11 protein-coding genes and 3 pseudogenes are annotated in these 12293 nt (G+C 62.5%); 3 read left to right on the top strand and 11 right to left on the bottom strand.

The features are described from left to right. The first annotated feature begins 40 nt into the window (after positions 1 to 40). Positions 41 to 478, top strand: coding sequence for an acetyltransferase (locus tag QOL57_RS14940; protein ID WP_089236011.1), 438 nt, complete (start codon positions 41 to 43; stop codon positions 476 to 478). 30 nt (positions 479 to 508) lie between these two features. On the opposite strand, the gene QOL57_RS14935 is transcribed toward QOL57_RS14940, so the two are convergent. Continuing rightward, the gene (locus QOL57_RS14935) at positions 509 to 1012 is read right to left on the bottom strand and encodes an N-acetyltransferase (protein ID WP_089236012.1); all 504 of its coding nucleotides are present in this window, start codon (positions 1010 to 1012) and stop codon (positions 509 to 511) included. Positions 1013 to 1347: 335 nt separating this feature from the next. Here QOL57_RS14935 and QOL57_RS14930 point away from each other — a divergent pair, with 335 nt between their 5' ends. Together QOL57_RS14930 and QOL57_RS14925 are read left to right on the top strand one after the other, a co-directional pair. Further along, positions 1348 to 2001 carry a hypothetical protein gene (locus QOL57_RS14930; protein ID WP_089236013.1) on the top strand — a complete coding sequence of 218 codons (654 nt, stop codon included), beginning with the start codon at positions 1348 to 1350 and terminating at the stop codon, positions 1999 to 2001. Beyond that, the gene (locus QOL57_RS14925) at positions 1998 to 3317 is read left to right on the top strand and encodes an XVIPCD domain-containing protein (RefSeq protein ID WP_089236014.1); all 1320 of its coding nucleotides are present in this window, start codon (positions 1998 to 2000) and stop codon (positions 3315 to 3317) included. Before QOL57_RS14930 ends, QOL57_RS14925 begins: the two co-directional genes overlap by 4 nt. A 62-nt stretch (positions 3318 to 3379) precedes the next feature. On the opposite strand, the gene QOL57_RS14920 is transcribed toward QOL57_RS14925, so the two are convergent. From QOL57_RS14920 to QOL57_RS14875, 10 genes and pseudogenes are all read right to left on the bottom strand, one after another. Next, positions 3380 to 4321 (bottom strand): hypothetical protein, encoded by a 942-nt coding sequence (locus QOL57_RS14920; RefSeq protein WP_244900628.1) that lies wholly within the window; start codon positions 4319 to 4321, stop codon positions 3380 to 3382. A gap of 566 nt (positions 4322 to 4887) precedes the next feature. Next, positions 4888 to 5904 carry an XVIPCD domain-containing protein gene (locus QOL57_RS14915; protein WP_089236015.1) on the bottom strand — a complete coding sequence of 339 codons (1017 nt, stop codon included), beginning with the start codon at positions 5902 to 5904 and terminating at the stop codon, positions 4888 to 4890. A gap of 57 nt (positions 5905 to 5961) precedes the next feature. Then, on the bottom strand, positions 5962 to 6498 hold the full coding sequence (locus tag QOL57_RS14910) for a hypothetical protein (protein WP_089236016.1): 537 nt from the start codon (positions 6496 to 6498) through the stop codon (positions 5962 to 5964). A gap of 439 nt (positions 6499 to 6937) precedes the next feature. Then, positions 6938 to 7405 carry a type IV secretion system protein gene (locus QOL57_RS21460; RefSeq protein ID WP_342351539.1) on the bottom strand — a complete coding sequence of 156 codons (468 nt, stop codon included), beginning with the start codon at positions 7403 to 7405 and terminating at the stop codon, positions 6938 to 6940. Between the two features lie 192 nt (positions 7406 to 7597). Further along, positions 7598 to 8128, bottom strand: coding sequence for a DUF4189 domain-containing protein (locus QOL57_RS14900; protein WP_089237995.1), 531 nt, complete (start codon positions 8126 to 8128; stop codon positions 7598 to 7600). 182 nt (positions 8129 to 8310) lie between these two features. Continuing rightward, a pseudogene (locus QOL57_RS14895) lies at positions 8311 to 8652 on the bottom strand (type VI secretion protein); the annotation flags it as partial. A gap of 6 nt (positions 8653 to 8658) precedes the next feature. Next, positions 8659 to 9189 carry a DUF4189 domain-containing protein gene (locus QOL57_RS14890; protein ID WP_089237997.1) on the bottom strand — a complete coding sequence of 177 codons (531 nt, stop codon included), beginning with the start codon at positions 9187 to 9189 and terminating at the stop codon, positions 8659 to 8661. Between the two features lie 764 nt (positions 9190 to 9953). Beyond that, a pseudogene (locus QOL57_RS14885) lies at positions 9954 to 10570 on the bottom strand (type IV secretion system protein); the annotation flags it as partial. Positions 10571 to 10729: 159 nt separating this feature from the next. After that, positions 10730 to 11206, bottom strand: a complete 477-nt coding sequence (locus QOL57_RS14880) for a DUF4189 domain-containing protein (RefSeq protein WP_089236018.1) — start codon at positions 11204 to 11206, stop codon at positions 10730 to 10732. A 224-nt stretch (positions 11207 to 11430) separates the two neighbouring features. Next, positions 11431 to 12039, bottom strand: a pseudogene (locus QOL57_RS14875) (type IV secretion system protein); the annotation flags it as partial. Positions 12040 to 12293 lie beyond the last annotated feature (254 nt).

The raw sequence follows: 12293 nt of genomic DNA, 5'->3' as shown, positions 1-12293 counted from the left end.
CGGTACAATCCGGGTATTCCGAAGCACCTTGGCCGATCCCATGACCAACCTACGCCCTTCCCGTGCCACCGATGGCGACGCGCTCGTCGATCTCTGGCGTCGCGCCGTCGACGCTACCCATGACTTCCTCAGCGCCGAAGACCGCCAGACGATCGATATTGAAGTCGCCGGCTTCCTGCCGCAGGCCCCGATGGTCGTGGCAGTCGACGACCAGGACCGGCCGCAGGGCTTCATGCTGATCGACGGCTCACACATGGAAGCGTTGTTCATCGATCCTGACGTGCGCGGAACCGGCATCGGCCGCCAGTTGCTGCTGCATGCGCTGGCCCTGCATCCGCAGCTGACTACCGACGTCAATGCGCAGAATGCGCAGGCTGTGGGCTTCTATCAGCGCATGGGTTTCACTGAAACCGGCCGCTCGCCGGTGGATTCGCAGGGTCGTCCATATCCCCTCATTCACCTGCGCCATCAAGGCTGACCGGCGCCCGGAGCACCGGCCGTCCCCCGATCAACCGACCGCGTTGAACGCCGGCGAGTAACGCACCTCGCCCTGCGCCATCGGCGGCTGCAGGCACAGCGTCTGGAAATACTCCGCCGGCACGCCCGGCAGCACCAGATCCGGCACGGCACGAAAACCAAAACGCCCGTAATAGCCTGGCTTGCCCAACAGCACGCAGCCCCGCGCACCCTGCGCGCACAACGCCTCGATCGCGGCCTGCATCAATGCCGTGCCTACGCCCCTTCCCTGCTGCTCCGGCAGCACCGAAATCGGCCCGAGCCCGAACCAGCCCTGGCTGCCGTCCTGCACGCTGACCGGGGAAATCGCGACATGACCGACCAGTCGGCCGGCATCCTCGGCAACCAGCGAGATGCTCAGCTCGCCACGCTCACGCAATGCGTCGACGATGTGGTGTTCGGTGTGGCTGCTGTGCGGCGCGCTGCGGAAGGCCGCCTCGGTCAGGGAGTGGATTCCAGCAGTGTCTGCGGGCAGTTCAGGGCGGATGGAAAGCATCGTGGGCATGTTTTCGGAACAGAGTAGGTACCTTGACGATCCCGCATCGAAGACGCAACGGTCCGCGCCTGATGCCCGTGCTACCCATGTGAAATCCCGATACGAATCACAGTTCGCTGCATCCAATCCAAGTTGATAGCGTCAAAATTTCGACTATTTCACTTTTTTGCCGCGAGAATCGCGCAATCTACCCATCCCGGGTCCGGGATCGTGGTCACCAAGGAAAGGAGACATGCCGTGATTGCCCGTCTTTCCTCGCCAGCGCGGCGCGCACCCTCGTCGCCTGCAGCGTGCCCGATCGCGAACACGCCCACTCGTCCGACCGGAGGCTGACCGTGCGCCGCGCGTCCCTCCCGTGTCTTGTATTGCTTCTACTGATTGCCTGCAGCCCGGAGACCGCCATGAACCAGGAACTTGCTTCCGCCGAGTCCGACGTCGCCCAGGGAGGACGTGGCCTGGCCAAGCTCAATCCTTCACCGCGCAAAGCCTATGAACTGGTACTGCGCCTGCAGAACCCGCCGGGCAGCTTTGCGGTGGTCGAAGGCGTTGCCCAGTACGACGTCAGCAACGAAGCGCAGTGCGGCTACATCGAGCCTGCCACCGGCGCTCCGGCACGCATCACCAGCCAGGAGCCGGTGACGCTGCGCAGGGTCACCGACAACGAGTACCGCGGCACCGTCTACCTGGACCGCATGCTCGACGAGGACTACTACGGCCGCGGCGTGTGCCATTGGGCCTTCAGTGGTGCCGGTGCGATGTTGAAGGCGACCGGCGCCGATGGCGAGACCCGCTTCCTGTCCTTCATCGAGGCCGATCCGTTCGTCAAGGGTCAGAGCGAGACGCGCCATTATCCGCAGGGCGATTACCCGCGCGTGGCGGACCTGCCCGACTACGGCGCTACCGGCCAGAAGGACGCCAGCCGCTTCCGCCCGGAACTGCAGGACACGCTGTTCTCTGCCACGTTGACGGCCGATGAGGTGCAGCCGTGACCCTCGACAGCCAGGACTACGCCGCGCTGTCCAACGACGCCTACCGCGACCTGAAAGTTGGTCGCCGCGCCCCCGGGCAAGAAGAGCATGTCCCCCTCAACGGGCATGACTACAAAGTACTCGAGCACGTCAGCAACCGCTTCAATGGCTATCAAGGCACGATCTACCAGCGCGTGGACACGCAGGAGATCGTGGTCTCACATCGCGGCACCGAGCAGATCGCGCGCGATGGCTTGCTTGCCGATGGCGGCATGGTGGTCGCCCGCTACAACGTGCAGGCCACAGACGCGCTTGCACTGACCCAACGCGCCCTCGCCTACGCTGCCAAGGAAGGACGCGACCTCGGCCAGGCACCTGAGGTGACCGTCACCGGCCATTCGCTGGGCGGGGCGCTGGCCCAGATCAGCGCGCACCACTACAACCTGAAAGGCGAGACCTTCAACGCGTATGGCGCGGTCAGCCTTGGCTACCGCATCCCGGAGGGCGGCACCAGCGTGATCAATCACGTCATGGCGGCCGACCCGGTCAGCGCTGCCTCGCCGCACTTCGGCCAGGTGCGCGTGTACGCCACGCCCCGGGAAATCGACACGCTGGGTGATTGGGGCTTCAGCAACAGTCGTCTGCGAATCCTGATACCCGACAGCGCACTCGGCGCGGCCGCCAATTCCTTCGGTTCGCACAAGCTGGTCAATTTCCTTGGCGACGACTCGGTGCTGGGCAGGCCGGAGACGCAGGCCTTGGCGCGCGACAACGTCAAGATGATCGACGAGTACCGGGACAAGATGGAGCTGCTGCGCAGTGGCGTCACCACCGGTGCGCGAGGCCTGCCGGGCGGCGTCAAGGATCTCTTCGACCATCTGCGCGGCCCGCTGGAGCCGGGCGAACCCGCGCGCCGCGAAGCCGAACGGCTGGGGCGTCCCGTCGGCATGCTGCGCATCGACGACACCGGTCACGCTGGCAACCCCTTGTTCAACGACGCCCTGCGTGGCGTGCACGCACAGGACGCCCGCGTCGGCCGCATGCCCGATGGAATGAGCGCGCAACTGGCAGGCTCCCTGGCTGCGGAGATGCATGCCGCCGGCGGACAGCAGATCGACGAGGTGTTGATGAGTGCCGACGCGTCACGCAGCTTCGCCCTGCAGGGCCAGGGCGGCGACCCCGGCCATCTGCGCGTGTCGGTCGATACAACCCGGGCGATGAATACGCCGCTTGAGCAGAGCAGCCTGCGTATCGACCAGCAGGTTGCCGGCCAGGCCCTGGCGCGCGAGCAGCAGCTGGAACAGACCCAGGCAACCCAGCGCAGCCTGCACGCCTGACACGGTCGCGGGAATGAAAACGGGAGCCGGCGCTGCCGGCTCCTGTCGTTTTCTGCGGTCGATCAGGGGCTGGAAACCGCCGAGTTCGCCGCCGGCCCTGCCAGCACGTACGCATCTGGACCCGAATCCGGGAAACCACCACAGGCCTTGTCGCCCGGCGCGACCGGATCGCACGGCCACTGCGCGCGCGTCACGGTATCGCGCAGCTCGAAGCTCGTACCATTCCAGACCACGAAGGACAGGTGCTCACGGTTCCAATCGCTGAAGCTATGCGGACCGGTCTTCTGCGGTGACTCCGGGTACTGCACGAACCAGCGCATCGCCGGTCCGTACTGCAACTTGCTGTGATCCAAAATAACCTTGCCTTCGCGGGCGCGGTGACGGGCACGATCAGCCTCGGCGATCGACGGTGCCGCCGGCATTGCCTTTGCGGTGATGTCCTGCGGCACGCCGTCGCTGCCGACCTGATACACGCGCTGGCGGACGTAGGCCTGCCCGCAACCGCCGGCCGCAAGGCGGACCGGTTCTGCGGTGTTCTCGTTGGGCAGTGCGCCGTCGGCACAGTCAAACGGCGCCGACACCAGGTAGGTGGTGGTGGAAGCATCGGCGCCTTCAAACGAGCGCACCCAGATATCGCCCAGACGCGCGATGAAGTCCGGGCGCTGGCCCATGCCTGCCACGGCCTTGAACCATGCCTTCTGGCGCACGTCACGCTCGCGCCAGCTGCGCGGCAGGTGGATGTCCTGCTCGGGCAACGCAACCAGCAGCGCCGCCAGATGCGGCGGCAGCATGCCCTGGCAGGCGCCGATCATCAGATCGCCCTGCGGTGCCAGCCGACCGGCCAGATCGACCGGGCAGCGCGCACCGAGCTTGCGCTCGGCGGCCTGGTCCGGTGCGAGCGGGATGATCGGTGGTGCGACAGGGGCTGGGGCTGACGGCGGGACTGGTGCCGGGGCCTGTGCGGTGTCGGGCACCTGTGCAGCGGCGGCAAAGGGGGCCGGCACCTGCGTGGGAGCCGGTGGGGCTGCGACAGGCGTAGCTGGCGCAGCATTGGCGGAGGTAATGTCGGCCGCTGGTGCTGCCGCGGGCGCTGGCGCTGGCGCAACTGCGGGTTCGGCGGCGACGGCTTCTGGAGCAGCGTCCGTCGTCGATGCCGGCTGCGGTGCGGGTGCGGGCGGTGGGGACGGCTCCCCCGCAGGTGCAGGTGCAGGTGCAGCAACCACGGCTGGCGCCGGCTCGGGCGCGGCGACGGGTGCCGGTGCAGGAACAGCATCCGTTGCGGTGTCAGCGGGCGTCTGCGAGTCCGCCGCGGCCACTACCGGTGCTGGCACAGCCTCCTCGACGGCGGGAGCCGCCGGGGCGTCCGGTGCCTGCTGTGCGTGGGCCATGGCGGCAGCCAGTCCCAGCGGCAGCAACCACAATGCCGAAGCGCGACCACGCTGGGCCACGTTGGAACGCAGGAAAGTGTTTCGCATGTTGTGTCCTTACAAAGAGATCCATGTAGGCACCCGAGGGTGCTCGGTGTCGTGCGATGGGCCCGCCGGTCTCCGACCCGCAGGCGGTGCCCAGATTACAGCGATCGCGGGCGGTTCTGCTCCTGCTCGCGGGTAACCGAAGCTGCTTGTTCCTGGCGGGAAGGGGCTTCGGCCGCCAACTGCTGACTGCTCTGCTCCAACGGCAGCTGGGCGGCGGCCTCACGCTCCACCATCGAGCGCTGCATCGCCGGGTCCCCCATCGCGCCCTGCACCGCAAACAGTGCCCTGCCATCGGTGCCCGCCACCACGTGGTCGATGCGGCTCATGCCGGCCTTCTGCGCGCTCAGCGCCAGGGCGCCGGCCGCATTGTCCAGTTCCTGCTGGCTGCGCAGGCCGCTCTGCGGCCCCATCTGCTGCAGATGGCCGCGAGCGTCGCTGAACAGCCGGTTGCCAGCATGGGCCGGATCGGACATATCACGCGCGGGCTCCGGCAGCTGTGCGCGCTCACCCACTTCGCCGCGGGCAAGCCGGTCCATCACGTCCGGGGTCAGCTTCTGCTGCCACGCTTCGAAACGCTTGAGCCGGTCTTCCACCCCGTTGACGGCTCCGTTGATGGCGTAGGTCGCCTCACGCACGTCCTCGCGCGCCTGTTCCGGCACACGGTTCTGCCATTGCCACACGGCGATGCGCCCAGCGTGTTCGGGCTGCGACGCCAGCTCTGGCTGATTGACCAGGTCCAGATCCAGCGCACTGCCGGCACGCTCGTAGCTTTCCTTGCCGGTCAGCGGCAGATAACCGCGCCCGTGGTATTTCAGCGCATCACCGGGCGCATCGTTGCCCATCCGGCCGCCATACATCAGCTCGGCCAGGTCATCCGGACGCCCTCGCAGGGCTTCCTGGCGCGCGGACTCCAGCGCCTCGGTGCCATTGCGCCACGCCGCCTCGACCGGGATCTGCGAGATGCCCCGGGTGTAGTTGAAGCTCTCGTTGAGCCGGCTCAAGCCGCGCGACTCATGCCCTGCCTGGGCCATGAAATTGGCCAGTTCAAGGGGGGAGTCGATGCCGGCGTTGGTCGCCTGCCGCAGCAGTTGCGACTCTCTATCGGTCGACACAGTGCAACTCCTGAATGTTCATCAGCGCGGATTCCTTTCCGCCGGTTGGAGCTTGGCTCATGGAAGCGACACCTCGGCGACACTGGAGGGATCGAAGTCCTCGAACCGCACCCTGCCCAGTTCCGCCACCGAGAAATCCCGGATGTTGGTCGCTTCGGTCTCGATATCCACGACCTTGCGTCTCACCCCATCCACCCAGCAGGCCTTGTCCGCCGAGGCATAGCGGAACCGGTACGTGCTGCTCCAGCGCTCGCGACTGCCGCCGTTGGTGATCACGCTGAAGGTGTCTTCCTCAACCATTGCATACGCAAAAGGGTCGCCGGCCAGGCCACCACGGGTAGAACACGGCACCAGCTTGTCGTTGCGCGCAGCCAGCTGCCAGCGCCCGCGCCCGTCACCGCGCAGCAACAGCAGCACCCGGTTCGGTCCGTGCTGGCCGGGCACCAGCCCTTCCGGCGTCGGCTGATCGATGACCAGCAACTGGTACTCGATGCCATCGCCGTTGAGCTCGCCCCTGACGGCTTCGAGCAGGTTCGCACCGGATGGAACAAATGCCAGGGCATCGTCCATATGTGCGCCAAACCTGTCTTCCATCCCCTCCCACTCCTTCAATGTCGTCTTGCCGATGCTCGCGTCGATGACGGGCATGCTGGCGTTGCCCGGCCGCGCCGGTCACCCTGCAGATGCGGATGATAGCCCCGGGAGCACCTTGGCAGCGATGGTGGCAAGCGTCACCCGTTGAACGGGGGGACAGGGTCCTCATGGACGGCAAAACTCCTGCAATCGGCAGCGCCAGCGCGTCATTTTTCTGACGCGCAGTGAGCTTACCGCGTGGAGTTCAGCGCGTCGAAGCGGGCATATTTGGAAAAGCGCTCTTGATCACAAAAAAGTTGGCTCAACGTGAACGCACGACTTCCTGCTGCACCTGGGTCGAGTGTGCGTGCGGCAAGCGACTGGAATGCTCAGGTGTAGTGGCTGGCACTGCAAGCAAGTCTCCACCTGACAAAGAGGCTGCCGTAGCCGCTCGTCGCCCTCAATACTTCTTGAACTGAGAGTGAGTCGTCCGCCAAAGAACTAAACGCTCCATTCTCACTTTGCTGAGCCAGTGAACTACCGCCACCATCGAATTCTGTTGCCCGGCCAGATGTATTGGACGTAGCTGCCGAGTATGACGATGCAGGCTGCTAGGGCCGAGAATCAGTTTTGCGCCGATGGACTCAAGCCAGAATGCCTTGGACACGCGCAGCACCATATCCAATGCGATGCCGGTCATGGCGGCCAGTACCGCCATCGAGAATAGCGTTCCGATGCCGTAGAACAGCCACCGTTGGAACAGGGATTTGGTCTGCTCGAACAACAAGCAAAGGATGAACAGCGGACCCAGGCCAATGAAGAGGGCAATGGCCACCGCGTACAGAAGCAGCATCGAGCCGGCAGTAATTGCGGGCCCGGCCGTGCCAAAACCGACATAGAACATAACCCGCGACTTCACTTCAATCATCGGGGCCAGCGATGACGTCGCTCGCGTCAATACTTGCGAGCGCTACCTACAGATAGGCCGGGTTCTCGTCGATCTGGTCTTCCGGCGAGTCATGAGAGGTGGTCACCACGAACGTAATGATGACCCTATCCGGCAATCACGCTATCCGGTTGAACCTCGCGAACCGGAATGAAGTCGCCCAATGCAGAATATTCAGTACTTAACGTACTCAGGGGCAGTGCACGCCGTGTACACCGAGTGGCATCCTTCTCCCCCTCCCTTCCTGCAAACACTGTTCGCCAACTCAGCAGCCTTCTCAACGGTCTCGCCGCCACCAAAACTCGTCCCTCCCCTGCCAGAGCTCGGGACTACAGCAGCGACACACTGATTCTTATAGGCGAATGAGGCTCGGCACCCCTGGCCGCCGGACTCGACACACTGACCCATTGCCTCGCCCTCAGCTTCAGATTTGCTGCGCTTGCCGACAGCGACACCCGACTTACCATCGGGGGACACAGATATTGCCCCCCAAGTCTTGATCCACCGGCCTGTAGCACGAGGAGCAGTCGAATCACCTCCGCCTGCACCAGGAATGGGCGCACATCCCTGCACCCCCTGCCCACCAATCGGATACTGGCCGGCAGGGCAACCGCCTTCAGCGAAAGCAGTTGCCTGAAATGCACCGAGGGATATCCCTCCAAGAACCAAACAAGCGCACAATCGTCTTGTATACCGTCTCAACATTACGCCCTCCCATCCCAGAATTTTAGCACCAACTACCATTAAGTTCATCTTGCAGCGCCGAGCCTACCAGCATCGACCTGCGGACTAGTGGGGCCTCCGGAACTTCCGAAGCTACTCATCCGACCGGGGTCACTGCCGTTAGGAGAAGCGCTCGAATACGAAGGCTGCGCAGGCGTATATTGCCCCGGCGGACGCCCATCAGCACTCGGCGTTGCCGCAGCGCCACCGCCTATCTGCGAATAGAAGGTGCCCAAGGTACCCTGGAAGAACACGGCGGCCATTGGGGCGCAGTCAGGATCAGGGTCGCCAGGATAAGCCCCATGCCGCCCTGCTGCATCGCTTGACTGGACAGGCCGTTCTCGAACGCCTGGCCAAGAATCAGCTTCGCACCTGCCGATTCCAGCCACAAGGCTTTGGCCACGCGGAACACCATGTCCAATGCGATACATTGCAGCCAGCACTGCCATGGAGAACAGCGTACCAATGCGATAGAACAGGCATCGCTGGAACAGTGACTTTACTTCAAGATTTCACTTGAGTACGTACTCGGGCACCGTGCATGCGCTATACACAACATGACAGCCCTCGCCGCCTTCCTTGGCACAGGTGCTCATAGCCAGTTCCCCCGCCTTCTCCACAGTGCCATGGCCCCCGAAACTGGTACCACCGAAGCCAGCAGTAGGCACTGCGGCAGCAGCGCACTGGTTCTTATAGGAAAAGGACTCTCGGCAGGCATGGCCGCCATTCGAACGGCAACGAGAGATGGCTTCACTTACGGCCTCGGATTTGCTGAATTTCCCGATAGATACGCCAGCGACTCCGCCCTCAGGGGACAACGATATAGCCCCCCATGTCTTGATCCAGCGGCCTTGCGGGGCGTTAGACTCGCCACGCGCCCCACCGGCCCCGGGAATCGGCGCGCAGCCTTGCACCCCTTGCCCACCGATCGGGTACTGCCCCGCCGGGCAGCCCCCCTCTGCAAATGCGTGTCCGGAGAATGCGGCGAGTGCAAGTGTAAAAACCACTATCACGTTCCTCTTGCACACAGACCTCTTTGCCATTGCATCATCCAGCTGAATCTTGTGCTTCTTCATTCGCCTAACACTCAGTGAACTGCAAGAGTCCAGCGGCGCAGCTGCCCGACCGACTCTGGGAACCAACAGCGAAGACTGGAATAGCCTCGGAGTCAGATTACGACAAATGCCCCGCCTGGAGTGCTATTGCTCTATCACAGCACTGCGGCAGCGTTTCATCGATACGGCTTGAACTCCGACATGCTGCATGCCGAGTAGATAACTGTACAACTGCGCCCTTTCCCCTCGGACTCACAAAGTCGCACTGATTCTTCCTTCGCCTCGTCTTCACTCGGCGAACGATATGCCACAGTCGTTACATTCGTCAGAGGGGCAGAGCCAATCACTGGTCCAGCCAGTGCAGCGCACTGATTGTAGTACTCAAGAATGATCTTACATTCCTGCCCACCCATCCTCTGGCATTCAGAGAGCGCGAGGGATCTTGCTTCGTTCTTTGATTTCTTTGCCTCTGCCACACCAATCGCCAAGCGCCCACCTGTCTGAGTAGCTGCATCCTTAGCCAATGCGCCCCATCGGGTTTCCCATTTACCTGTGGGAACCGAGCTACTGCTACCAGCACCAGATTGCCCGCTTGGTATTGGCGCACAACCGCCCACACCCTGCCCTCCAATCGGGTATTGCCCTGGCGGACACCCGCCCTCTGCCAACGCCACGTTGGAGATGATCAGAAGCAGAAGCATTGCAAGAATTTTCATACGCATACCTCATCAAACGAAATCGCTATTGCTTGGTCAGGCACTAGCCTGCCCATACTTCCCGGTGTCCTGCCTGGTTTCGGCCGAGCGGCCAATACCATAGCTCGAAATCGCGCCCTGACAAGGGTCGGCAGAAGGAGCGCTGCTGGAATTGGTCGCCTGCGCAGGTCTGTGCTGACCCGGCGGACACCCATCCGAGCTAGGTATAGCCGCCGCGCCGCCGCCTATCTGCGGATATGCCATGAAGGTGCCCAAGCTGCCCTGGAAGAACACGGCGGCCATTGGGGCGCAGTCAGGATCAGGGTCGTCAGGATAAGCCCCATGCCGCCCTGCTGCATCGCTTGGCTGGACAGGCCGTTCTCGAACGCAGGGCCGAGACTCAGCTTCGCACCCGCCGATTCCAGCCAGAAGGCTTTGGCCACACGGAATACCATGTCCAAGGCGATGCCTGTCATTGCAGCCAAGACTGCCATGGAGAACAGCGCACCTTTGCCATAGAACAGTCGTCGCTGGAACAGTGACTTCGTCTGCTTGAACAACAAACCGAGGATGAACAATGGGCCAAGGCCAATGAACAGTGCGATTGCTATCTCATACAACAGCAGCATCGAGCCTGCTGTGACGGCCGGACCTACGGCACCCAGCCCCACATATCACATGCCGCGCGCCTTCTGCCCCGTCGATACCGGCCACGGTGACGCTTCAAAGGAATTCCAGCTTAGATGCCAACTCCATGAGGGAGGCAACACGAAACCAGCGCCTACACGGTAACGGCCAACCTCGCAAAAATGCATTGCGTCATTGACCCACCTTCAATAAGACTGATAAATGGGTTCGCTACATTCGGAATAAACCACCCGACAGTCGAGCCCACCTTTAGCTTCACACCGTTCCAATACCATCTTCTTCGACTGCTCAATTGTCGGAGAACCTGCGAAGCTCGTCCCACCTTCGCCGGCACCTGGTACAGCCGCTGCCGCGCATTGGTGCTTATAGGTAAAGGAGGCTGCACAAGCTCGGCCGCCACTGTTTGCGCAAACTGCTATAGCGTCCCGTACCGCTTCGGACTTGCTCAACCTCCCTGCGGCTGCACCGGAAGCGCCATCAGGAGAAAGCGAGATGGCCCCCCAGGTTTTTATCCATTTACCACTGGGGCGAGCCGGAGCGGCCACCCCACTACTACTTGGAATTGGCGCGCAGCCCTGAACACCTTGACCGCCTATCGGGTACTGCCCCTGGGGACAACCGCCTTCTGCCTTTACCAATGCTGGGCACGACAAAGTCACCATCGCCAATACTGCATAAAGAACTGGGCACCGCAGAGAAAGCTTGGACATTCTTTACCTCAAGGTCAACATAGCGGCTAGCATGAAAGCTGAGCTTCAACTCGCGGACCCATACTTGCCCGTGGTCAGACCGTTGTTGGATGGGGGGCAGAGGGAATACTAGTCCCTGCCACTCTGGTCGAAGCATCTTGGCTACTGCTCCCTGTCATCGCGGGCGCAGGTGCTGGATGACTACCCGGCGGACGGCCATCAGAGCTCGGCGTAGCCGCCGCACCACCACCTATCTGCGAATATGCCATGAAGGTGCCCAAGGTGCCCTGGAAGAACACGGCGGCCATTGGGGGCGCAGTCAGGATCAGGTTCGTCAGGATAAGCCCCATGCCGCCCTGCTGCATCGCTTGGCTGGACAGGCCGTTCTCGAAAGCAGGGCCGAGAATCAGTTTTGCGCCGATGGACTCAAGCCAGAATGCCTTGGACACGCGCAGCACCATGTCCAATGCGATGCCGGTCATGGCGGCCAGTACCGCCATCGAGAATAGCGTTCCGATGCCGTAGAACAGCCACCGTTGGAACAGGGATTTGGTCTGCTCGAACAACAAGCAAAGGATGAACAGCGGGCCCAGGCCAATGAAGAGGGCAATGGCCACCTCGTACAGAAGCAGCATCGAACCTGCAGTAATTGCAGGCCCAGCCGTGCCAAGACCGACATACAGCATGGCCCGCGACTTCTCTTCAATCATCTCGGGATCGGCCATGACGTCGATCGCGTCAATACTGGCCGGCGCCATCTGCAGATAGGCCAGGTTGTCATCGATCTGCTCTTCCGGGAACTTGTCACAGCAGTAATGACCCGGACCGCAGCCTTACACCAGCATCCTGCTGGTGATCTAGAAAGTCGCATTGCCCTCTTCAATGTCCGAGCAGGCGCACTCAAAATCAGCATCCAGCCGTCAAAGGTGGGAAGACCGCATGAAGACGACTAACCAATCAAAGAACAACTATCATCCGAGCAAAAATTGGATGCGAATGATCACCTGAAGGACTTGGATTCAGAGATGCTGCATGCGGAGTAAACTGCGCTAGAACTCCG

Origin of the sequence: Stenotrophomonas sp. yr243 (assembly GCF_900184195.1) — a bacterium.
In the GTDB taxonomy this organism is placed as follows: Bacteria; Pseudomonadota; Gammaproteobacteria; order Xanthomonadales; family Xanthomonadaceae; genus Stenotrophomonas; species Stenotrophomonas lactitubi.
This window is presented reverse-complemented; position numbering and strand designations above follow the sequence as displayed.